General features: G+C 70.5%; 20 protein-coding genes. 11 read left to right on the top strand and 9 right to left on the bottom strand.

What is annotated here, in order from left to right:
• Nucleotides 1–56: 56 nt before the first annotated feature.
• The 8 genes from AB0P24_RS00640 (at nt 57) to AB0P24_RS00605 (ending at nt 8,801) form a co-directional block, all read left to right on the top strand.
• The gene (locus tag AB0P24_RS00640; protein ID WP_365789575.1) at nt 57–1,163 is read left to right on the top strand and encodes a quinone-dependent dihydroorotate dehydrogenase; all 1,107 of its coding nucleotides are present in this window, start codon (nt 57–59) and stop codon (nt 1,161–1,163) included.
• 8 nt (nt 1,164–1,171) lie between these two features.
• Entirely contained in the window at nt 1,172–2,017 is an 846-nt protein-coding gene (gene pyrF, locus AB0P24_RS00635; protein ID WP_365790144.1) for an orotidine-5'-phosphate decarboxylase, read from the top strand.
• Nucleotides 2,018–2,295: 278 nt separating this feature from the next.
• Nucleotides 2,296–2,619 (top strand): integration host factor, encoded by a 324-nt coding sequence (locus tag AB0P24_RS00630; RefSeq protein ID WP_003977346.1) that lies wholly within the window; start codon nt 2,296–2,298, stop codon nt 2,617–2,619.
• A 60-nt stretch (nt 2,620–2,679) separates the two neighbouring features.
• On the top strand, nt 2,680–3,273 hold the full coding sequence (gene gmk / locus AB0P24_RS00625) for a guanylate kinase (RefSeq protein WP_365789573.1): 594 nt from the start codon (nt 2,680–2,682) through the stop codon (nt 3,271–3,273).
• 51 nt (nt 3,274–3,324) lie between these two features.
• Complete coding sequence (gene rpoZ, locus AB0P24_RS00620; protein ID WP_030610454.1) at nt 3,325–3,597, top strand: DNA-directed RNA polymerase subunit omega; 273 nt, start codon at nt 3,325–3,327, stop codon at nt 3,595–3,597.
• A 97-nt stretch (nt 3,598–3,694) separates the two neighbouring features.
• Nucleotides 3,695–4,900 (top strand): bifunctional phosphopantothenoylcysteine decarboxylase/phosphopantothenate--cysteine ligase CoaBC, encoded by a 1,206-nt coding sequence (gene coaBC / locus AB0P24_RS00615; protein ID WP_365790142.1) that lies wholly within the window; start codon nt 3,695–3,697, stop codon nt 4,898–4,900.
• A gap of 239 nt (nt 4,901–5,139) precedes the next feature.
• The gene (metK, locus tag AB0P24_RS00610) at nt 5,140–6,360 is read left to right on the top strand and encodes a methionine adenosyltransferase (RefSeq protein WP_365789571.1); all 1,221 of its coding nucleotides are present in this window, start codon (nt 5,140–5,142) and stop codon (nt 6,358–6,360) included.
• A 269-nt stretch (nt 6,361–6,629) separates the two neighbouring features.
• A complete protein-coding gene (locus AB0P24_RS00605) occupies nt 6,630–8,801 on the top strand; it encodes a primosomal protein N' (RefSeq protein WP_365789570.1) in 2,172 nt (723 codons plus the stop codon).
• A 229-nt stretch (nt 8,802–9,030) separates the two neighbouring features.
• Here AB0P24_RS00605 and AB0P24_RS00600 read toward each other — a convergent pair whose 3' ends face one another.
• The 7 genes from AB0P24_RS00600 to AB0P24_RS00570 all read right to left on the bottom strand — a co-directional run bounded on the left by AB0P24_RS00600 (nt 9,031) and on the right by AB0P24_RS00570 (nt 16,289).
• Nucleotides 9,031–9,579 carry a hypothetical protein gene (locus tag AB0P24_RS00600; protein WP_365789568.1) on the bottom strand — a complete coding sequence of 183 codons (549 nt, stop codon included), beginning with the start codon at nt 9,577–9,579 and terminating at the stop codon, nt 9,031–9,033.
• 349 nt (nt 9,580–9,928) lie between these two features.
• Nucleotides 9,929–10,903: an NAD(P)H-quinone oxidoreductase gene (locus AB0P24_RS00595; RefSeq protein ID WP_365790140.1), complete on the bottom strand. Its 975-nt coding sequence runs from the start codon at nt 10,901–10,903 to the stop codon at nt 9,929–9,931.
• 256 nt (nt 10,904–11,159) lie between these two features.
• On the bottom strand, nt 11,160–13,454 hold the full coding sequence (locus AB0P24_RS00590; RefSeq protein ID WP_365789566.1) for an FdhF/YdeP family oxidoreductase: 2,295 nt from the start codon (nt 13,452–13,454) through the stop codon (nt 11,160–11,162).
• Entirely contained in the window at nt 13,451–13,954 is a 504-nt protein-coding gene (locus AB0P24_RS00585) for a universal stress protein (RefSeq protein WP_365789564.1), read from the bottom strand. The genes AB0P24_RS00590 and AB0P24_RS00585 overlap by 4 nt, the downstream gene beginning before the upstream one ends.
• A complete protein-coding gene (locus tag AB0P24_RS00580; protein WP_365789562.1) occupies nt 13,951–15,303 on the bottom strand; it encodes an MFS transporter in 1,353 nt (450 codons plus the stop codon). Before AB0P24_RS00580 ends, AB0P24_RS00585 begins: the two co-directional genes overlap by 4 nt.
• 96 nt (nt 15,304–15,399) lie before the next feature.
• Nucleotides 15,400–15,735, bottom strand: coding sequence for a carboxymuconolactone decarboxylase family protein (locus tag AB0P24_RS00575; RefSeq protein ID WP_365789560.1), 336 nt, complete (start codon nt 15,733–15,735; stop codon nt 15,400–15,402).
• Entirely contained in the window at nt 15,732–16,289 is a 558-nt protein-coding gene (locus tag AB0P24_RS00570; RefSeq protein WP_365789559.1) for a hypothetical protein, read from the bottom strand. The genes AB0P24_RS00575 and AB0P24_RS00570 overlap by 4 nt, the downstream gene beginning before the upstream one ends.
• A gap of 496 nt (nt 16,290–16,785) precedes the next feature.
• On the opposite strand from AB0P24_RS00570, the gene AB0P24_RS00565 reads away from it, so the two are divergent.
• Entirely contained in the window at nt 16,786–17,667 is an 882-nt protein-coding gene (locus tag AB0P24_RS00565) for a LysR family transcriptional regulator (protein WP_365789557.1), read from the top strand.
• Nucleotides 17,668–17,934: 267 nt separating this feature from the next.
• Here the strand turns inward: AB0P24_RS00565 and AB0P24_RS00560 are convergent, their stop codons facing one another.
• Nucleotides 17,935–18,513 carry a suppressor of fused domain protein gene (locus AB0P24_RS00560; protein ID WP_365789555.1) on the bottom strand — a complete coding sequence of 193 codons (579 nt, stop codon included), beginning with the start codon at nt 18,511–18,513 and terminating at the stop codon, nt 17,935–17,937.
• Between the two features lie 270 nt (nt 18,514–18,783).
• Here AB0P24_RS00560 and fmt point away from each other — a divergent pair, with 270 nt between their 5' ends.
• Entirely contained in the window at nt 18,784–19,716 is a 933-nt protein-coding gene (gene fmt, locus AB0P24_RS00555) for a methionyl-tRNA formyltransferase (protein ID WP_365789553.1), read from the top strand.
• Between the two features lie 83 nt (nt 19,717–19,799).
• Nucleotides 19,800–21,218 carry a transcription antitermination factor NusB gene (locus AB0P24_RS00550; protein ID WP_365789551.1) on the top strand — a complete coding sequence of 473 codons (1,419 nt, stop codon included), beginning with the start codon at nt 19,800–19,802 and terminating at the stop codon, nt 21,216–21,218.
• A gap of 480 nt (nt 21,219–21,698) precedes the next feature.
• Here the strand turns inward: AB0P24_RS00550 and AB0P24_RS00545 are convergent, their stop codons facing one another.
• Nucleotides 21,699–22,283 (bottom strand): helix-turn-helix domain-containing protein, encoded by a 585-nt coding sequence (locus AB0P24_RS00545; RefSeq protein ID WP_365789549.1) that lies wholly within the window; start codon nt 22,281–22,283, stop codon nt 21,699–21,701.
• Between the last annotated feature and the right edge of the window lie 139 nt (nt 22,284–22,422).

Below are 22,422 nucleotides of genomic sequence, written 5' to 3'. Positions count from 1 at the left end.
CCAGCCGTCTATGAGGGGGCACCGGAAAACGGTGTCCCCCTCTTCATGAGGACACGATGTACAAGATCTTCTTCAACCTCGTTTTCAAGCGGATGGATCCGGAGCGGGCCCACCACCTCGCCTTCCGCTGGATCCGGCTCGCCGCCCGGATTCCCGTGCTGCGCACGTTCGTCGCCGCCGCGCTCGCCCCCCGCTACAGGGAACTGCGCACCGAGGCCTTCGGGCTGCGGATGCACGGGCCCTTCGGGCTCGCCGCCGGGTTCGACAAGAACGCGGTGGCGATCGACGGGATGTCGATGCTCGGGTTCGATCACGTCGAGATCGGGACCGTGACCGGGGAGGCACAGCCCGGCAACCCCAAGAAGCGGCTGTTCCGGCTGGTCGCCGACCGTGCGCTGATCAACCGCATGGGTTTCAACAACGACGGCTCGCTCACCGTCGCCGCCCGGCTCGCGACCCGTGAGCCCGTGTTCCGGACGGTCGTGGGCGTCAACATCGGCAAGACCAAGGCCGTACCGGAGGCCGAGGCCGTCGCCGACTACGTGAAGTCCGCGGAGCGGCTCGCCCCGTACGCCGACTACCTGGTCGTCAACGTGTCGTCCCCGAACACCCCGGGGCTGCGCAGTCTCCAGGCCGTCGACCAGCTGCGCCCGCTCCTGACCGCCGTGCGCGAGGCCGCCGACCGCGTGGCGGCGAACCGCCGGGTGCCGCTGCTGGTGAAGATCGCGCCGGACCTCGCCGACGAGGACGTGGACGCCGTCGCGGATCTGGCCGTCGAACTCGGTCTCGACGGGATCATCGCGACCAACACCACCATCGCGCGCGACGGGCTCGGGCTGCGGTCGGACCCCGCGCTGGTGAAGGAGGCCGGCGGGCTGTCCGGGGCGCCGCTCAAGGCGCGCTCCCTCGAGGTGCTGCGGCGGCTGTACGCGCGCGTGGGCGACCGGATCACCCTGGTGGGCGTCGGGGGCGTCGAGAACGCCGAGGACGCCTGGCAGCGCATCCTGGCCGGTGCCACGCTGGTCCAGGGCTACAGCGCCTTCGTCTACGAGGGGCCCTTCTGGGGCCGCGCCGTCCACAAGGGCCTCGCGGCGCGCCTGCGCACCAGCCCGTACTCCACCCTCGCCGACGCGGTCGGCGCCGATGTGAGGAAGCCCGTATGAGCCAGCGCATGAGCCCCTTGGAGCCCTTCGGCGCGCGGCTGCGCCGCGCGATGGACGAGCGCGGCCCGCTGTGCGTCGGTATCGACCCGCACGCCTCGCTGCTCTCCGAGTGGGGTCTGAACGACGACGTGGCGGGCCTGGAGCGGTTCAGCCGTGGCGTTGTCGAGGCGGTGGCCGACCGGGTCGCCGTGATGAAGCCGCAGAGCGCGTTCTTCGAGCGGTTCGGCTCGCGCGGGGTCGCCGTCCTCGAGCGGGTGGTGCGGGAGGCGCGGGCGGCCGGGACGCTGGTCGTGATGGACGCCAAGCGCGGTGACATCGGCTCGACCATGGCCGGGTACGCGGAGGCCTATCTGCACAAGGACGCCCCGCTGTTCTCGGACGCCCTGACCGTCTCCCCGTACCTGGGCTACGGCTCGCTCAGCCCGGCCGTCGCGCTGGCCCGGGAGAGCGGGGCCGGCCTGTTCGTGCTGGCGCTGACCTCCAACCCGGAGGGCCCCGAGGTGCAGCACGCGGTGCGCGCCGACGGCCGTACGGTCGGCGCCACCATGCTGGCCCACCTGGCCGCGGAGAACGCGGGGGAGGAGCCGCTGGGTTCCTTCGGCGCCGTCGTCGGCGCCACGGTCGGCGACCTGTCGTCGTACGACCTCGCCATCAACGGCCCGCTCCTCGCGCCGGGCGTGGGCGCGCAGGGGGCGACGGCGGCCGACCTCCCCACGGTCTTCGGGTCCGCGGTGCGCAACGTGGTTCCAAACGTGAGCCGAGGTGTTTTGCGTCACGGTCCGGATGTGACGGCCCTGCGGGCGGCCGCGGAGCGGTTCGCGGGCGAGATCCGGGATGTCGTCGCAGGTCGGTGAGGGCTCCGACGAGACCTTGACGGCTGCTGCGAGGAGCACTTCGGCGGCGGCCCGAGTGTGAATACATCCTCAAATCCGGGGCAGTATGTCTGAAATGTCCGGCCTGACGGAGGCTGACCAGGACTTTTCCGCTGTTCTCGCTGACTCCGGCGGACTTGCCCGCTAGTCTCCGAGCAGAGTCAACGGGCAAGCGTGTTGCTCGTAGCTCCCCAGGTGTGGGGCGACTAGGTTCCTCACCGGTCCGTATCCGACAGTTCGACATCCGAGGTGACGTAGGCGTGGCTCTTCCGCCCCTTACCCCTGAACAGCGCGCAGCCGCGCTCGAAAAGGCCGCCGCGGCTCGCCGGGAGCGGGCCGAGGTCAAGAATCGACTCAAGCACTCCGGCGCCTCTCTTCACGAGGTCATCAAGCAGGGCCAGGAAAACGACGTCATCGGCAAGATGAAGGTCTCCGCCCTGCTCGAGTCCCTGCCGGGCGTGGGCAAGGTCCGCGCCAAGCAGATCATGGAGCGACTCGGGATCTCCGAGAGCCGCCGCGTGCGTGGCCTCGGGTCCAACCAGATCGCCTCCCTGGAGCGCGAGTTCGGCAGCACCGGCTCCTGATCGCCGGGCTGCCCGGGACACCCGTCCCGGGCAGCCCGCGATTGCTGGAATAATCGCTGCATGGCTGCAACATTCCGGGGGACGACCCCCGAGCCCCCGGACGCACGTCCGCGGCTGACCGTGCTCTCCGGCCCCTCCGGGGTCGGCAAGAGCACGGTCGTCGCCCATATGCGCAAGGAGCACCCCGAGGTCTGGCTCTCGGTGTCGGCGACCACCCGCAGGCCCCGCCCGGGCGAGAAGCACGGAGTGCACTACTTCTTCGTCTCCGACGAGGAGATGGACAAGCTGATCGCCAACGGTGAGCTCCTGGAGTGGGCCGAATTCGCCGGCAACCGCTACGGCACCCCGCGCGCCGCGGTGCTGGAGCACCTCGAAGGCGGCGTGCCGGTCCTCCTGGAGATCGACCTCCAGGGAGCCCGGCAGGTCCGCGAGACCATGCCGGAGGGCCGGCTGGTGTTCCTGGCCCCGCCCTCCTGGGAGGAACTGGTGCGCAGGCTCACCGGACGCGGCACCGAGGCGCCCGAGGTCATCGAGCGCCGACTGGACGCGGCCAAGATCGAACTCGCGGCGGAGCCGGAGTTCGACGAGACGCTGGTCAACACCTCTGTCGAGGACGTGGCGCGGGAGCTGCTAGCCTTGATGGACGTTGTGTGATCGTCAATGACCATGCACACTGAATCTTTCCCATCCATCGGAAGGTAGAGCGTGTCCTCTTCCATCACCACGCCCGAGGGCATCATCAACCCGCCGATCGACGAGCTCCTCGAAGCCACCGACTCGAAGTACAGCCTGGTGATCTACGCGGCCAAGCGAGCCCGCCAGATCAACGCGTACTACTCGCAGCTCGGCGAGGGCCTCCTTGAGTACGTCGGTCCGCTCGTCGACACCCATGTCCACGAGAAGCCGCTCTCCATCGCCCTGCGCGAGATCAACGCGGGTCTGCTGACCTCCGAGGCCGTCGAAGGCCCGGCGCAGTAGTACTTTCGCACTGCAGTTGACTTATCCACAGGCCCGGCAGCCGACTGTCGGGCCTGTGGTGTGTGATGGCGTCATGGAATCGACGAGTGGAGGCCCGGTGGACAAGCCGAAGGTCGTACTGGGGGTCAGCGGCGGCATCGCCGCGTACAAGGCCTGTGAGCTGCTGAGAAGGTTCACGGAGTCGGGCCATGACGTCCGGGTGGTCCCCACCGCCTCCGCGCTGCACTTCGTCGGCGCCGCGACCTGGTCCGCCCTCTCCGGCAACCCCGTCTCCACCGAGGTCTGGGACCACGTCGAAGAGGTCCCGCACGTCCGGATCGGACAGCACGCCGACCTGGTCGTCGTCGCCCCCGCCACTGCCGACATGCTCGCCAAGGCGGCCCACGGCCTCGCCGACGACCTGCTCACCAACACCCTCCTCACGGCCCGCTGCCCGGTCGTCTTCGCCCCCGCGATGCACACCGAGATGTGGGAGCACCCGGCCACCCAGGAGAACGTGGCCACGCTGCGCCGCCGCGGCGCCGTCGTGATCGAACCGGCGGTCGGCCGCCTCACCGGCGTCGACACCGGCAAGGGCCGGCTGCCCGACCCCGCGGAGATCTTCGAGGCCTGCCGCCGCGTCCTCGCCCGGGGAGTGCGGGAGCCCGACCTGGCCGGCCGCCATGTCGTCGTCTCCGCCGGCGGCACCCGCGAGCCCCTCGACCCCGTCCGCTTCCTGGGCAACCGCTCCTCCGGCAAGCAGGGCTACGCCCTCGCCCGCACGGCCGCCGCCCGGGGCGCCCGGGTGACGCTGGTCGCAGCGAACACCGCAGGCCTGCCGGACCCGGCCGGTGTGGACGTCGTCCCGGTCGGTACGGCCGTACAGCTGCGCGAGGCGGTGCTGAAGGCGGCCGCCGACGCCGACGCCGTGGTGATGGCCGCCGCCGTCGCCGACTTCCGTCCCGCCGTCTACGCGGCCGGGAAGATCAAGAAGAAGGACGGGCAGGACCCGGAGCCGATCGTCCTGGTGCGAAATCCGGACATCCTCGCGGAGATCTCGGCCGACCGGGCGCGGTCCGGACAGGTGATCGTCGGCTTCGCCGCCGAGACCGACGACGTCCTCGCCAACGGCCGGACCAAGCTGGCCCGCAAGGGCTGCGACCTGCTCGTGGTGAACGAGGTGGGAGAGCGCAAGACCTTCGGCTCCGAGGAGAACGAGGCCGTGGTGCTCGGCGCCGACGGCAGCGAGACACCGGTGCCGCACGGGCCGAAGGAGGCTCTCGCCGACACCGTGTGGGATCTTGTGACAGCCCGTTTGGGTTGACTCGTTTCAGCCATATGTCAACTCTCCCGGGTGCGACATTCCGGTGCGGTGACTCTGGTCAAGGCCGCCGGCCATTGGGCAGAATGCCCGTGCCGCAGGTCACAGCACTCCCGAGTGTCGAGACACGTGGGCCGGCGGCCGAGTGCGACCGATAAACTGTCCTCGGACGATGCCCGGGTGCAGCCACCGTGTCGTCCGCCAATGATCAGCCAGCAGCCGCTGCAACCCCAGGGAGCGTTGTGTCCCGTCGCCTGTTCACCTCGGAGTCCGTGACCGAGGGCCACCCCGACAAGATCGCTGACCAGATCAGCGACACCATTCTCGACGCGCTTCTGCGTGAGGACCCGACCTCCCGGGTCGCTGTCGAGACGCTGATCACCACCGGCCTGGTGCACGTGGCCGGCGAGGTCACGACCAAGACGTACGCGGACATCGCGACGCTGGTCCGCAACAAGATCCTTGAGATCGGCTACGACTCCTCGAAGAAGGGCTTCGACGGCGCCTCCTGCGGCGTCTCGGTGTCGATCGGCGCGCAGTCCCCGGACATCGCCCAGGGCGTGGACACGGCGTACGAGAAGCGGGTCGAGGGCGCCGCGGGTGGGGAATCCGACGAGCTCGACAAGCAGGGCGCCGGCGACCAGGGCCTGATGTTCGGCTACGCGACGGACGAGACGCCGACGCTGATGCCGCTCCCGATCTTCCTGGCGCACCGCCTCTCCAAGCGCCTCTCCGAGGTCCGCAAGAACGGCACCATCCCCTACCTGCGCCCCGACGGCAAGACGCAGGTCACCATCGAGTACGACGGCGACAAGGCCGTCCGCCTCGACACGGTCGTGGTCTCCAGCCAGCACGCCTCCGACATCGACCTGGAGTCGCTGCTCGCCCCCGACATCCGCGAGTTCGTCGTGGAGCCCGAGCTGAAGGCCCTCCTGGACGACGGCATCAAGCTGGACACCGAGAACTACCGCCTCCTGGTCAACCCGACCGGCCGTTTCGAGATCGGCGGCCCGATGGGCGACGCCGGCCTGACCGGCCGCAAGATCATCATCGACACCTACGGCGGCATGGCCCGCCACGGCGGCGGTGCCTTCTCCGGCAAGGACCCGTCCAAGGTCGACCGCTCGGCCGCCTACGCCATGCGCTGGGTCGCCAAGAACGTCGTCGCGGCCGGCCTGGCCGCCCGCTGCGAGGTCCAGGTCGCCTACGCGATCGGCAAGGCCGAGCCCGTCGGCCTCTTCGTCGAGACCTTCGGCACCGCCAAGATCGACCACGAGAAGATCGAGAAGGCCATCGACGAGGTCTTCGACCTGCGCCCGGCCGCCATCATCCGCGACCTCGACCTGCTCCGCCCGATCTACGCCCAGACCGCCGCGTACGGCCACTTCGGCCGCGAGCTGCCCGACTTCACCTGGGAGCGCACGGACCGCGTGGACGCGCTGCGCACGGCCGCGGGCCTGTAACCCCGAAGCCACCTCGACCAGGGCCCGGTCTCCCCGCGGGGGAGCCGGGCCCTGGTCGCGTCCCGGGCCCGCGGGAATCGGTCGGCCGCCGGAGGGGGTGATCGCTGCCGTGGGGCCTCCCGGTGCGGTGGCTGCGGATGATCGGTGCCGTCCGGTGTGCAGGACCGGTATGGCCGAGTGGCCGAGGCAGAAGAACGCCGTGCGGTGTTCCGTGCCGGAGTGAACTCGGGCGGCGCCGGTTGTCAGAGGCGTTTGGTAAGAATGCAAGGGTGAGCAGCGAGAACGGGCAGGGGGGCGGGGGCGCCGGAGGGGCGCCGCCGGAGCAGCTCGCGCTCATTCGGGAGAGCGTGCGGGGGGCCAAGGTGCCCCGTGCCAAGCCGCGGACCTGGCGGGGGGCCGCGCTGGCCGAGCGGTTGCCGGTCGCGCGGGTGCTCGTGGACAAGGGCGTGCTCCATCTCGACCGCTATTTCGACTACGCGGTCCCCGCCGAGCTGGACGCCGACGCGCAGCCGGGGGTGCGGGTGCGGGTGCGGTTCGGGGCCGGCCGGCACCGGGTGCGGGACGGGCGCCGGGAGGGCGGGGGGCTCATCGACGGGTTCCTCATCGAGCGGCTCGCCGAGTCCGACTACTCGGGGCCGCTGGCCGCGCTGGCCCAGGTCGTGTCGCCCGAGCCGGTGCTGAGCGAGGAGCTGCTGCGGCTCGCACGGGCGGTCGCCGACCGGTACGCGGGGAGCCTCGCGGATGTGTTGCAGCTGGCCGTGCCGCCGCGCAGCGCGCGGGCCGAGAAACGGCCGTCTCCCGAGCCGCTGCCGCCCCCGCCCGTCCCGGGCGCCGGAAGCTGGTCGCGGTACGAGCACGGGGCCGCCTTCGTCGAGGCGCTGGCCTCCGGCGGCGCGCCGCGTGCGGTGTGGAACGCCCTGCCCGGCCCCGGGTGGAGCGAGGAGATCGCCCGGGCCGTCGCCGCCACGCTCGCCTCGGGACGCGGCGCGCTCGTCGTCGTACCGGACGGGCGGGCCGCCGCGCGGGTCGATGCCGCGCTGACCGAGGTGCTGGGCGAAGGACGGCATGCGCTGCTCACGGCCGACGCCGGGCCCGAGAAGCGGTACGCGCAGTGGCTCGCCGTCAGCCGCGGTTCGGTGCGGGCGGTGGTGGGGACCCGGGCGGCCATGTTCGCGCCCGTGCGGGATCTCGGGCTCGTCGCGATCTGGGACGACGGCGACGACAGCCACAGCGAGCAGCACGCGCCGCAGCCGCATGCGCGGGACGTGCTGCTGTTGCGCGCCGCGCTGGACAAGTGCGGTTTTCTGCTGGGGAGTTGGAGCTGCACGGTGGAGGCCGCGCAGCTCGTGGCGAACGGCTGGGCACGGCCGTTGGCGGCGGGTCGGGAAGAGGTGCGGCGGGCCGCGCCCCTGGTGCGGACGGTGGGAGACGGAGACCTGGCGCGGGACGAGGCGGCGCGGGCCGCGCGGCTGCCGACGCTCGCCTGGCAGGCGGTCCGGGACGGACTCCGGCACGGGCCCGTGCTGGTGCAGGTGCCTCGGCGGGGGTATGTGCCCCGGATGGCCTGCGCCCAGTGCCGGGCGCCGGCGCGTTGCCGGCACTGCGCCGGTCCCCTGGAGGCGCGGGGCGCCGGGGCGCTGGGGTGCGGGTGGTGCGGGCGCGAGGAGGGCGACTGGCGCTGCCCCGAGTGCGGTGGCTTCCGGCTGCGCGCCCAGGTGGTCGGGGCCCGGCGGACCGCCGAGGAGCTGGGGCGGGCGTTTCCCGCCGTACCCGTTCGGACCTCGGGTCGTGAGCAGGTGCTGGACACCGTGCCGGGGACGCCCGCGCTGGTCGTGAGTACACCGGGTGCGGAGCCGGTTGCCGAGGGGGGGTACGCGGCGGCCCTGCTGCTGGACGGGTGGGCCATGCTCGGGCGGCCGGATCTGCGGGCCGGTGAGGACGCGCTGCGCCGGTGGATCGCGGCCGGGGCGCTGGTGCGGCCGCAGGCGGACGGCGGGACCGTGGTCGTCGTCGCGGAGCCCACCCTGCGGCCCGTGCAGGCGCTGGTTCGGTGGGACCCCGTCGGGCACGCGGTGCGGGAGCTGGCCGAGCGGGCGGAGCTCGGGTTTCCGCCGGTGTCGCGGATGGCGGCGGTCTCGGGGACGGCGGAGGCGCTCGCCGAGTTCCTCGGTACGGCCGAACTTCCTCCGGACGCGGAGGTGTTGGGGCCGGTGCCGGTCCCCGTGGTGCGGGCCGGGGCGCCTCGGCGGGCGGGGGCGCCGCCGCCGGGGGAGCACTGGGAGCGGGCGCTGGTACGGGTGCCGCCGGGGAGTGGGGCGGCGCTCGCCGCCGCGCTGAAGTCGGCTCAGGCCGCGCGGATGGCGCGGGGGAGTGGGAGCGGCGGCGCGGGTGGCGGCGGGGAGGCGGTCCGGGTGCGGATCGACCCGCCGGACATCGGGTGACCTGGCCGGCGGCTGCCCTCCCGGATGCTTGCCGGGAGGGCAGGGGCGGACGGGGCAGCCCTTGCGGTCAGCCGTGGCGTGAGTCGGCCGTGGCGTGCGTCGGCCGTCGTGGGTCAGCCGTGCTGTGCGTCGGCCGTCGTAGGTCAGCCGTGGCGTGCGTCAGCTGCCAGGACGTCAGCCGTCAGGACGTCAGCTTTCAGGGACGCGGGGACGCCGGCTGTTCGGGACGTCAGCCGTTGCGGGGGCCGGGGAAGGCGGTTGGCCTGGCCTCGTCGCGGAGGGTGGGGCTGCCGGCGGTCGGCTGGGTCGGCATGGAGCGGGCGGCCGGGACCGTCGGCACGGTGGGGAGGCCGCCGCCCACGTTGATCGTGCGGGTGCCCGACTGTTCCGCGGACCGGTCGGGCTCGGCCGTGGCCGCCGTCTGGGCCGCGGCGCGACGGGCGCCGTAACGGCGGTGCACCGCCTGCTTGGTGACTCCCAGCGCGGAGCCCACCGCGTCCCACGAGAAGCCGAGTGAACGGTCGAAGTCGACGGCGGCCGTGACCAGGGTTTCGACACTGTCCCGGAGTTCCTGGGCGAGACGGACCGTCGGGGCGGGGGCGCGTCCGTAGACGACGAAGCCCGTGGACGGGCCGGAGCGGCGCGGGCGGTAGACGTTGCCCAACTGGGCGGTGAGCGTGCGTAGTGCGTCCACCTGGCGGCGGACCCGCTCGATGTCCCGCACCAGCAAGTGCAGGCTGGCCCGGGCCTGGGCGTCGTGGGTTGCGTGGTCGGCCATGAACAAGCCTCTCGAACCGGCGTTGAAAGGAATGGGCCGCGTAAGCGGCCCGTTGTGGTCAACTCTTCCTTGACAACGCGTGGGCGCTCCGCTGGTCACGGTGTGGGGGCGTGTGGGCATATTCGTACGCCGTGCGGCGCGGGTTGCACCACCCGGGAGTTCACCCACCCGCGCACCACCAGTCCCAGTCGGCAGAGAGGTTGAGCGACCGGCGGGGGTGCTCGCCGTCGCCGGCTTGCCGTGGGGGCCGTGGGGGCCGCGGTGCCGAGCCCTTCGAGCGTCGACTGGCGGATGTTCTCCCGCTCGGTCTCCGCCATCGCGGCGAAGAACGCGAAGCCCCTCAGGAGACTCATACGGTCAGCACCACCTTGCCGACCACCTTGCCGTCCGCCAGGAGTTGATGGGCCCGTGCCGCGCTGTCCATGGGGACGACGCTGTCCACGACCGGCCGGACGCGGCCGTCGGCCACCATGGGCCACAGGTTCGCGCGGACCGCGTCGACGATCTCCGCTTTCTGGCGGTGACTGCGTGACCGAAGGGTCGTGGCCGCCACGGACCCGCGCTTCGCCATCAGTTCGCCGATGCCGAGGGGCGTGGGGGAGACATCGCCCCCGATCATCACGAGGCGTCCGTCGGGAGCCAGGGCGCGGACGTTGCGGGTGAGGTAGGGCGCTCCGACGATGTCGAGAATGACGTCCGCGCCGTGCCCGTGCGTGCCCTCCCAGACCGCGGTGGCGAAGTCCTCCTCGCGGTAATTGATCGCGACGTCGGCTCCGAGTTCGACGCTTCTGGCCACTTTGTGTGGTGTTCCGGCCGTGACCAGAACCCGGGCACCCAGTGCCTTGGCCCACTGGATGGCCAGACTGCCGATGCCGCTGGTGCCGCCGTGGACGAGAAACGTCTCACCCGGCTTCAGTCGGGCCAGCATGGCGATGTTCGAGTAGACCGTACAGGCCGCTTCGGGAAGGGACGCGGCCTCCTCGAAGGAGAGGTTCGCCGGTTTGGGCAGCACCTGGGCCGCAGGGACGGCAACGGCCTGTGCGTAGCCTCCGCCGTTGAGCAGGGCGCAGACCTCATCCCCCACGGCCCAGTCGCCGACGCCCTCACCGACCGCGCTGACGGAGCCCGAGCATTCCAGTCCCAGGAGCGGTGAGTCGTCCGCCGGTACCGGGTACATCCCTTGGCGCTGTAGGAGATCGGCGTTGTTGACGCCGCTGGCCCTGACGTCGACGACGACCTCGCCGGGTCCGGGTTGCGGCGCCTCGACGGTGACCCACTCCAGAACGTCCGGAGGCCCCGGGGTGCGCACCACCACGGCCTTCATCATCCGGTTCATTTCCCTCACCTCACTGATTTGCTTGCTGACCGATGACCGTTCACACGGCGCGTTCGTCCTGTGTCCCGCATGCGCCGGTGGACGAGGTGACCGGCACAGGCCCCGGGTGTTGTCGGTGATCAGGCCTGCGGACGAGATGCAGCAGGCGAGGACGGCAGTCGCGAAGCCGAAGCCGCCGCCCACCCGGTTCACGGCCTCCTCCCGAGGGGCCGCTGCATGACACGTCCGGCGGGCCGAGTGGTGATCACAGTGCCGGCGAGGCCGGTGCCACGGTCACCTTCACGTGCTTCATAAGAGGCTGATCACTCTGCGTGCTGTAGTCGCTGATCGCGCACAGCACGTTCATCTCCGGCATGTAACCGGCCGCGCAGCCCCGTGGAATGTCGTAGGGAACCGCCAGGAAGCCGTCCAGGCGGCGGTTGCTGCCGTCCTTCGCGGTGCTGACGATGTCGACCGGATCGAACTTCCCGATGCCACGCTCCCGCATGTCCTCGGCGTTCATGAAGACGAGAGTGCGCAGGTTCTTGATGCCTCGGTAACGATCGTTGTCGGAGTAGATGGTGGTGTTCCACTGGTCGTGCGACCGGATCGTGGCGAGGGTCAGTGTGCCGTTGACGTTGAGGACGTCGGGCAACCCGGCGTGGGAGAACTCGGCCCGGCCCGACCGGGTGAGGAATATCCGCTCCCGGGCGGGCTGGTGGATGCGGAACCCCAGTGGTCGGCGCACCCGGCGATTGAAGTCATCAAAGCCGTCCAGGACCTGTGCCATGGTGTCCCGGATACGGTCGTAGTCGTCCACGTAGGCCCCCCAGGGGGTGGCACTGTCCGGGAGCGCCGCCTGGGCCATGCCAGCGATGATCGCGGGTTCGGACTTCAACTCGGGTGAGGCGGGCCGCTTCATGCCCACGGAAAGGTGCACCATGCTCATGGCGTCCTCGACGGACACGGACTGCAGACCGCCGCGCTGGTGATCCTTCTCGGTACGTCCGAGACAGGGCAGGATGAGCGCCTGTCGCCCGTGGACAAGGTGGCTGCGATTGAGTTTGGTGCTCACCTGGACCGTCAGGTCGCAGTTGCGCAGTCCGGCGTAGGTGTACGGAGTATCGGGAGCGGCCAGGGCGAAGTTGCCGCCCATCCCGACGAAGACCTTCACCCGCCCGCTGTTCATGGCTTCGATCGTGCCCACGGTGTCCAGCCCGTGGGCACGAGGCGGAGCGAAGTTGCACACTTCCTCCAGACGGTCGAGGAAGGCGGGAGCGGGGCGGTGGTCGATGCCGCAGGTGCGGTTGCCCTGCACATTGCTGTGCCCGCGCACCGGGGACGGGCCGGCACCCTCGCGGCCGATGTTCCCGCGGAGCAGGAGCAGGTTGACGATCTCCCGAACAGTGTCCACACCGTGTTCGTGCTGGGTGAGGCCGAGACACCAGCTGATGATGCAGCGGTCCGCCGCCCGGTAGATGCCGGCCGCCTTGAGGATGTCCTGCTGCGCCACGCCTGACTGCTGTTCGATCGTCTCCCAGGAGGTCTCCTCGCACAGCGCACGGTAGGCCGCACCGCCGTGCGTGTACCGCTCTATGAAGTCGCTGTCCAGGGCCTCAGGGTCCGTCCGTGAGGCTTCCAGCAGGGCCTTCGCCATGCCGCGCAGCAGAGCCATGTCCCCGCCGATACGTGGCTGCAGGTTCAACGTGCTGGTCGGGGTGGCGTGGAAGCGGGCCATCTCGACGAACTCGTGCGGAACGATGGTGTCGCGGGCTGCGGCCTCGACCATCGGATTGACGTGCACGATCTGTGTTCCGCGCCGGTACGCCTCGGCCAGGGCGGTCAACATGCGCGGAGCGTTGGAGGCTGCGTTCACCCCGAAGACGAACAGGGCGTCGGTCGCCTGCCAGTCGTTGATGTCCACGGTGCCCTTACCGGTCCCGATGGACGCCTGAAGCGCCCTGCCGCTGGCCTCGTGACACATGTTGGAGCAGTCCGGCAGGTTGTTGGTGCCCAGCTCCCGGGCCAGCAACTGGTAGAGGAACGTGCCCTCGTTGCTCAGTCGTCCCGAGGTGTAGAAGGATGCCTGATCGGGGTCGTCCAGCGAGCGCAGCGCCTGCCCGACGACGGCGAAGGCGTCGTCCCACGCGATGGGGACGTACCTGTCGCTCGCCTGGTCGTAGACCATCGGCTCGGTGAGCCGACCCTGGTTCTCAAGGTCGAAGTCGGACCACTCCTCGAGCTCCGTCACGGTGTGCGCCGCGAAGAAGTCGCGGTCGACCCGCTTGCGCGTCATCTCCCAGGTGACGTGTTTGATGCCGTTCTCGCAGATGTCGAGGTGCAGACCCTTGCGGTCGTCGGGCCAGGCACATCCCGGGCAGTCGAACCCGCCGTCCTCATGGTTCATGCGCTGGATGGCGCGTGTGCCGGACACCAGGCTGCGCTCCCGCGCGAGGAACTGTCCGACACTCTTCGCCGCGCCCCATCCGGCTGCGGGATGCCGGTAGGGGCTGGACTCCGGAGCCTTCCTCCCGCTCCGGGCTTCTCCGTCTGCGGTCATCGTGTTCCCTCCGTCAACAGTGCACGGGAGTTCCGGCCCGCATCGGGCTCGACAGCCGGGGGAAGGTCATCGCCGTGGATGATCAAAGTGGGACACAGGGCGTGCTCGGCGCATGCGGCGCTGACCGATCCCAGCAGGAGACCCGTGAAACCGCCGTGCCCCCTGCTGCCGAGCACGAGCATCCGGGCCCCGACGCTCTCGGTGAGCAGGACGGCCGTGGCGGCGCCCGCACGAACTATGGTCCGCAGGTCCTTGGGCGGGGCAGCGCCGAACACCTCGTCGCAGCAGTTGGACAGCATGGTGCCGGCCTCGGTGGCGGGGTCCCAGTCATCCGCCACGCCGGTCCAGGAAGGGGGGCTCTGCCACGCTGTCACCACCTCCAGCACCCCTTCCATCGCCGAGGCCATGTAACTGCCCCAGGCCAGGGCCCGCTTGGAGGACGGGGAGCCGTCGACACCCACGACGATCCGCGGGGCCGTGCCTGGTGTCGGCTGGTTCATCGGTGTTCGTCTCCCTTGTGCGCCAGAACGCTGCCGTGCGAGGAGGAAGGGTGCCCGGACGCGGCACCGGTGCGGCACGCGTCGGCGCACACGTCTACCGCGGGGCCGCCCAGGCTGGAAGCGGGCGCCGCGGGGGTGGCCGGGATCCGGGCGGTTGGGCGTCTGAGCGTGCCGGCGAAAGCCAGTGCGGCGAGCAGCATCACTGCTGTGCCGTACTCGCAGGCGGCCCTTGCCACGCCGCTGTACACGACGATCACTCCGGCGACGATCGTCGGCAGACCGAAACCGAGATAGGAAATCAGGTACATGACTGACAGCAACCCCGACCGCTGATGTGGTTCGGCGAGCGGTACGACCGTGCGGACGCCGCCCTGGAAACCGGCTCCGAACCCGACACCGGCCATCGCCGTGCCCACGAAGAACAGCCCGGCGGAGCCGAGCGCGACAGACACCAAGGTGACGGCCACACCCCCGATGAGAGCCAGGGCTCCCACCTGCATGGTGGTGCCGGGAGCGGTGTTCCGTAGCACGAGGACCGTCAGGGCACCGCAAGCCGTCAGGGTGAACAGGGCGAGTCCGCCCAGCAGCGCGCCTTGACCGGGGACGACACGACGGACCAGCGCTGGGCCCAGGGAGCCGTAGAATCCGGCCAGCGCCCAGACGGCCAGCACCACCGCGGCGGCCCTCACCAGCGGACCGTGCGCCTGGGCGGGCACGGTCCAGCTCACACGCAGTGAGCGCAGCGCACCTGGGGTGCGGGCAGCGGTCTCGGCCATCAAGAGCACGCCGACGGCCTGTAGTACATAGATGACCAGAAGGACGTAGTAGACGAGGTGCGTGGGCTGCGGCGCGTAGGTCACCAGGAGCCCGGATCCCAAGGCGCCCACGGCGGTACCCGCGGCCGGTGCCACCGCGTTGGCGAGCGTTCCCGCCGAGCGGTTGACGTCGATCATGCCGGCGCCCACCGCACCCACCACGGTGCCGGTCGCGAGGCCCTGGAGAACCCTGCCGCAGAGCAGCGTGGGCACTCCGTCGGCGCCGGCGAAGACGACGACCGCTGCCGCCTGGACCACGATGGAGCCGAAGATCACCGGTCGGCGTCCGACATGGTCGGAGAGGGAGCCGACGATGAGCAGGGCGAGCAGGACGGCCACCGCGTACACGCCGAAGATCACCGTGGTGGTGATCGGCGAGAAGTGCCACTCCCGCTGGTAGGTGGCGTAGAGCGGAGTGGGCGCGCTTGCCCCGGCGAGGAAGAAGACCACCACCGAGGCTTGGAGGCAGAACGCCTGCCAGGGAGCCAGCCGCCGGGACCACGGGCCAACCGCCCGGCCCTCCTCTGTCGTCATCGGGACTCCTGCTGCGCGGGACGCGCGGATGCGGCCCTCGACGTACGTGGAAGGACGGGAACGGGCGGCGGCCCGTGGGACGCGGGGTACGCGTTCTCAGTCCAGGAGCGTGCGGGCCGCGACGGCCGAGGCGCTGATGGCTGCGGGAAAGCCCGCGTAGAACGCGATGTGCGTGATGATCGCTCCGAGTTCGGCCTGTGTCACACCGTTGTCGACGGCGCGCCGCAGTTGCGCAGGCAGTTCTTCGGGGCGGTAGAGCGCCACGACCGCGGCGACGGTGGCGATGCTGCGGTCCCGGGGACTGAGGGCGGGATCTGCCCACACCTGGCTGTACAGGGGGTCCTCCACCAACTCGGTGAGGGCCGGGGTGAAGGCACGGGCCATTTCGCGGGGCGACGGAGGCGTGGAACGCGGGTCGGCCTGCGTGGTCATCGTGAGCTCCGTGCCAGGGCGTGGCGCGCGATGCTCGCGGCGAACAGTGGCGTTTCCCGCCGGTTGTGATCACCGGAGGCGGCCTGCCGTGCGGCCGCGGCCTCCTCGAAGGTGCCGCCGTTCTTCTCGTTGAACTCCATGAATTCCTGGGTGGGGTGGCTGGTGACCTGGTTGGTGTAGGTGACGGTGCCGTCGCCGTTGTCCTTGGCCGACAGGTCCCAGATCACCTGGACCGTCGTCCAGCCGTGCGGGGTGAACACGTCGGAGAGGGACACCATGTGACAGTGGTGCTTCTCGGCGATCTCGGCGACGTAGTGCTGGATCACCAGCCCGGTGCCGATCATCTCCACGTTGATCGACATCGGCCGGCCGTCGTCGGTCGTGGTGTAGCCGGCCGCCTTGTGGTCGGGCGGAGCGCAGCGCTGGTATTCCTTGTCCGGGAGGTTCAGCAGCCAGTCGGCGATGTCGATCGCGTCCCAGGGCGCGTCGAGCGGGGCGTGTTCCGTCGAGGTGGACAGGACCAGATCGGACAGGACCTTCTTCGGATCACTCATTGCTTGCTTCCTTCAGCGAGGGCCACGGCTGGAGCCGGGCCGGCTTGTGCAGGGGAAGGCCCACCGGACACTGCCGGTTCGACCGCCCTCGGTTAATCCGTCGACCGCCTTGTGGCCTTCGACGGGGGGCAGGGCGAGGAGGTGGTACGGGACGGCCGCCGCCGCGGGTTCCAGCACCGGGATCACCGGCGCCACGGCGTCGGACACGGCACCTGCTCGCCTTCTTCGGATGCCATCACCCTAAAAACCGGTGGGCCGGAGCGCATGCCCGTCAGTGCACCGCCGATGTACCCACAGCGCATTGAGCGCCGCGCATCCGAAGTTGCAGGTCACGAGTCTGCTGTGAAGACCATGGCGACGCTCGCTCCGGCCGCGACCGCCATTCACGTCGCGCTTCGACGCCTGTATCGCTTCTGCCATGCCTCAACATTGAAGATAAGTCGCACAGAGGTCAAAGACCAATTTTTGATTCCAGTAATAAATGAGGTGAATGATCGTGGAATTGAGAACCTTGCGGTTCTTCGTCGCCGTGGCTGAGGAACAGAGCTTCACCCGCGCCGCCGAGCGGCTGTCGGTCGCACAGCCCGCCGTCAGTCACCAGATCCGCTCCCTGGAGAAGGAACTCGGCGAAGCGCTCTTCGAACGCAACGCACGCAGTGTCCGGCTGACCGAGGCCGGCCGGGTGCTGCTGCCCATGGCCGGCCGGACTCTCGCCGACGCGGACAGGGTGATCGCCGAGTTCGCCTCCCGCACCGCTCTGGTCACCGGCACGCTCCTCCTGGGCGCCGTGGACGGGGTCGAACACACCCGTCTGCCCGCGCTCCTGGGCGCCTTCCACCGCCAGTACCCGGGCGTCGCCGTGCAACTCGTCGAGGGGCGCAGCGCCGAGCTCATCTCGCGCGTCGGGAACGGCGAGTTGGACGCGGCCGTGGTGGCCCTGCCAGAGCATTCCCTGCCCCAGGGCATGCGCAGTGTGGTCATGCTCGAAGACGAGATCGTGGCCGTCGTCCCGGCGGACTCCCCGCTGGCAGGTCGGAAGGCAATCCCCATCGAGCTGCTGTCCGGAAAGACCCTGATCAGTTACGGCCAGAACAGCGGACTGAGGCCATGGCTGAAGTCCGCGTTCGATGCCGCCGGCATCGACTTCAGTACCCGGTACGCGACCAACGACGGGGCCCTCCACGTCGCTCTGGTGGAGGGGGGTGTCGGCGTCTCCCTGACGGTGAGTACCGACCGCGCTCTCGTTGGTAACCCCCGAGTCAGTGCCGTCCCGGTCAGTCCCTCCCTCGCTTACCGCAAGGCACTGATCTGGCGGGGCACCCCGCAGCCCACCCGGCCGCTGCGGGCCCTCCTCGCCCTTGGTCCCGCAGCGTCCTGACACTGAATGCCCCATCGACGCAGGACGCGGCGCGGATGGTGCCGGCCCAGCAGAGCACACAGGTGAAGTCCGTCACCCACGGCCGGGCCCGGACCCGCCGCATGGAAGTCGCGGTTGACCAGGTCGCCCGCGCGTCGGCCGCCCTTGCCGGGCACGGTGGTGCGGACCTCGGCTCAGCGTCGCGCACCGACCGGGCCGCAGGCGGACGGCGCTTGGCCGCGATACGCCCCTGGCGACCACCATCGCTGACCGCCAGAGGACGGAAGCTCAGGCAACCGACGCCCTGAAAGGATCGGTGGGGATGATCTCTACCTCGTCGAAGAGCTGCTCCAACGCCTCGTGTCCGTGACGCCTGCGGAACTCGATCTCGGCTGTCGTCACGGGCAGGGTCCACAGGATGCGGGCGTGGCCCTCGGGAACGGGACAGTGTTCAAGGTCTGGTCCGTGGAGATAGGGCAGGCTGATCAGCAGGTGATCGCAGGCTGACCCCGGCACCCACGGTTCACCGATCGGCATGCTGTGCTCCAGGTCGAGCTGATGTCCTCCGCAGTGGTAATAGGCGATCATCGCCATGAGCTCGATGAACCGCTGGTCGCGGACGTGGGCGGTCAGGACGAACTCAAGGCCGTGACCGTCCTTCTCCGTCGCGGCCCAGCACCCGGCGGTCACATAGGCCCAGCTGTCGCTGCGGGGACCGGGCCCCACAACGAGAACTCGCAGATCGGGCGCCACCTCTCGCCGTTCCGGCCCGAGGTCGTAGTCGACGACCTCCACTGAGTGCCCTTCGAAGAACGCCCGGACATGCGACTCAACGGCCTCCGCGGCCAACACGCTCGCATCACTCACCGCGCGATCATCCCACCGCGATCGACCGCTGCTGACGGCTCACTGAGCGTCATAGGGCTGTCAACGCCAGCTACGTACACACGACACCTCACCATGCGAGCAAACCATTCCCGAGGGCACACTCGCAGGACCGCCAGGGCCCATCGCACCCCTCGGAGATCCTGTGCATGTCACCTGTCAGCGGTCGTGGGCTGTAAGGGGTGTTGATGGGTGCGGCATAGACTTGTTTGCTGCCCGTGCTGATGTCGTTGGAGAGGGTCGCAGTCGCCCATGAAGCTTGTCTTCGCCGGTACTCCCGAAGTCGCTGTTCCTGCTCTGGACGCTCTTGTCTCCTCCGGACGGCACGAGGTGGTCGCCGTCGTCACGCGGCCCGATGCGCCGGCCGGGCGGGGGCGCAGGCTGGTCGCTTCGCCTGTGGCCGAGCGGGCGATGGAGGCCGGGATCGAGGTGCTGAGGCCGGTCAAGCCCCGCGATCCGGAGTTCCTGGAGCGGCTGACGGAGATCGGGCCGGACTGCTGTCCGGTGGTGGCGTACGGCGCGCTGCTGCCGCGGGTCGCACTCGACGTGCCGGCCCACGGGTGGGTCAACCTGCACTTCTCGCTGCTGCCCGCCTGGCGCGGGGCGGCTCCCGTGCAGCACTCCCTCATGGCGGGGGACGAGATCACCGGGGCCTCCACCTTCCTCATCGAGGAGGGCCTCGACTCCGGGCCCGTCTACGGGACCGTCACCGAGGAGATCCGGCCCACCGACACCAGCGGTGACCTGCTGACCCGGCTTGCCTTCGCCGGGGCCGGGCTGCTCGCCGCGACCATGGACGGTATCGAGGACGGCACGCTCAAGGCCGTACCGCAGCCGGGCGAGGGCATCACCCTCGCGCCGAAGATCACCGTCGAGGACGCGAGGGTCGACTGGGCGGCGCCGGCGCTGCGGGTGGACCGGGTGGTGCGCGGCTGCACTCCGGCCCCCGGTGCCTGGACCACCTTCCGCGGTGAGCGACTCAAACTCATCCAGGTCACGCCGGTGCCCGAGCGGACCGATCTCGCCCCGGCGCAGGTCGCCGTCGGGAAGAACAGCGTGCACGTGGGGACGGGGTCGTACGCCGTGGAACTGCTCTGGGTGCAGGCCCAGGGCAAGAAGCCGATGCGGGCCGCCGACTGGGCGCGCGGTGTGCGCATCGCAGCCGGGGAGACGCTCGGCGGCTGAGCCCCCTTCCCCAGCAGCGGCTTCGCGGCGTACCCGGCGTACGCTGGGAGTCGCCTCATTCCCATGACCGGAGCACCTTTTTCGTGAGCGAGCAGTCCCGGCGGCCGCGCAGGCCCGCCAAGCCCTACCGCCGTCCCCAGAAGGACCCCGTCCGCATCCTCGCCTTCGAGGCGCTGCGCGCCGTGGACGAGCGGGACGCGTACGCCAACCTCGTGCTGCCGCCGCTGCTGCGCAAGGCCCGCGAGAACGGCGACTTCGACGGGCGGGACGCCGCGCTCGCGACCGAGCTGGTGTACGGGACGCTGCGCCGGCAGGGGACGTACGACGCGATCATCGCCGAGTGCGTCGACCGGCCGCTGCGCGAGGTGGACCCGCCGGTCCTGGACGTGCTGAGCCTGGGTGCGCATCAATTGCTCGGGACCCGCATTCCCAGCCACGCCGCCGTCTCCGCCTCCGTCGAACTGGCCCGGGTGGTACTGGGCGACGGGCGGGCCAAGTTCGTCAACGCCGTGCTCCGCAAGATCGCGCAGGACGATCTCGACGGTTGGATCGCCAAGGTCGCGCCGCCCTACGAAGAGGACCCCGAGGACCATCTGGCCGTGGTGCACTCGCATCCGCGGTGGGTCGTCTCCGCGCTCTGGGACTCTCTGGGCGGCGGCCGTGCGGGGATCGAGGAACTGCTGGCCGCCGACAACGAGCGGCCCGAGGTGACGCTGGTCGCCCGGCCGGGGCGGTCCACCACCGAGGAACTCCTCCGTGAGGAGGCTGCCGTACCCGGGCGCTGGTCGCCGTACGCCGTGCGGCTCGCCGAGGGCGGGGAGCCCGGCGCCATCACGGCCGTGCAGGAGGGCCGGGCGGGTGTGCAGGACGAGGGCAGCCAGCTGGTCGCCCTCGCGCTCGCGGGCGTGCCGGTCGAGGGCCCCGACCAGAAGTGGCTGGACGGCTGTGCCGGACCCGGCGGCAAGGCCGCGCTGCTCGCCGCGCTCGCCGCCGAGCGGGGGGCGGTGCTGCTCGCCTCCGAGAAGCAGCCGCACCGGGCCGGGCTGGTCGCGAAGGCGCTGCACGGCAACCCGGGGCCGTACCAGGTGATCGCCGCCGACGGCACCCGGCCGCCGTGGCGTCCCGGCAGCTTCGACCGGGTTCTGATGGACGTCCCGTGCACGGGCCTGGGCGCGCTGCGGCGCCGGCCGGAGGCGCGGTGGCGGCGTCGGCCCGAGGATCTCGACAACTTCGGTCCGTTGCAGCGTGCGCTGCTGCGTACCGCCATCGACTCGGTGCGGGTGGGCGGGGTGGTCGGTTACGCGACCTGTTCCCCGCATCTGGCGGAGACGCGGGCGGTGGTCCAGGACGTGTTGAAGCAGCGGCCGGAGACGGAGCTCGTGGACGCGCGTCCGTTGCTGCCCGGGATGCCGGAGCTGGGGGAGGGGCCGGATGTGCAGTTGTGGCCGCATCTGCACGGCACCGACGCGATGTATCTGGCACTGATCCGCCGGACCGGCTGACGGCGGAGAGAACGTAGGTTCTCAAAGTGAGTGACCAATTCTCATTCCAGTTGGCCCCTGTCTGGCCGACGCCAGGGGCGGCGTCGGGCGGGAGGGGACGAGTGCCGCCCTGCGCCGCCCGTCGCAGCGAGAGGGGGCCCGTACGGGCACCGGGGCCGGGCAGCGCGCCACGGAAGACGTCCTCCAGCAGATCGACGCTGACGAAGTAGGCGAAGCGGGCGACCGTCACGGTCACGTCGACGAGTTCCTGGGCGGTTCCCGCCACGTCCAGGCTCGCGCCGATGCGAGTCCTGGCCTCGCTGAGCAGGGCCATGCGTTCGCGGCCGTGGTGCTGCTCGGAGTAGTCGTTGGCCACCAGGCCCACCGCGTGCACCCGGCCGTGCGCGTCCTTGAGCGGGAAGACGTCCACGGCCCAGGCATGTGTCCTGGGTTCACGCGGGAGTGCGACGAACAGCTCGGTGTATTCCGGCTCACGACGGTTCAGCCGTGGGGTCCCGTGCCGCGCAGAAACGTGTCGACGACGAGCGTGGCCAGTGCGTCCGCGTTCTGCCGGACCTGGTCCGGGTCGAGATCCGCGCCGCCTCCGTGCTGGGCCTCGTCGACGAGGGCGTAGTAGACCCGCCGCGCCCACATGAGGTCCGTGTCCGGGGCGAGCAGCCCTTCGTGCTGGGCCCGGGCGAAAAACTCGAGGGCGCCGGCGTTGATCTCGGACCAGATCACCGCGGTGAGGGGGGTGTCGGCGAGGGGGTGGCCGAGGGTGAACCGCCAGACGCTCTTGATCCGCAGGATGTTCGCCGTGACGCGGTGCAGTGCCACGAGCGGTGGGGCGGTGTCCATGTGGGCGTCCTCTACGGCCTCCATGAGCTGCCGCTTCGCCGAGGCGGCGAGGGCTTCGATGAGGGCCTGGCGGTTGGCGAACCGCCGGTGCACCGTCGTCCTGGCCACGCCCGCCTGCTCGGCGATCTGCTCCATGGAGGCGCCGGGGTCTTCGGCCAGCACCTGCTCGGCCGCGTCCAGGATCGCGCGCATAGTGCGCGCGACATCGGCCCGCAGGGGTCGACCCATGACTTATCCACTCCCGTTGTTGATTCGTAATGCATCGAAGACCATACGCCTGGCCTGCGGGTTTGTGCCGATTTGCATCATTGCTGTTGCGTGGGAATGTAAAGTTGCGACAATGGTGATGCGAGTAATTGGTCGAACT

Origin of the sequence: Streptomyces sp. NPDC086519, assembly GCF_040686075.1 — a bacterium.
GTDB classification, from domain to species: Bacteria; Actinomycetota; Actinomycetes; order Streptomycetales; family Streptomycetaceae; genus Streptomyces; species Streptomyces shenzhenensis.
The sequence above is the reverse complement of the archived record's forward strand: the minus strand, read 5'-3'. Positions and strand labels throughout refer to the sequence as shown.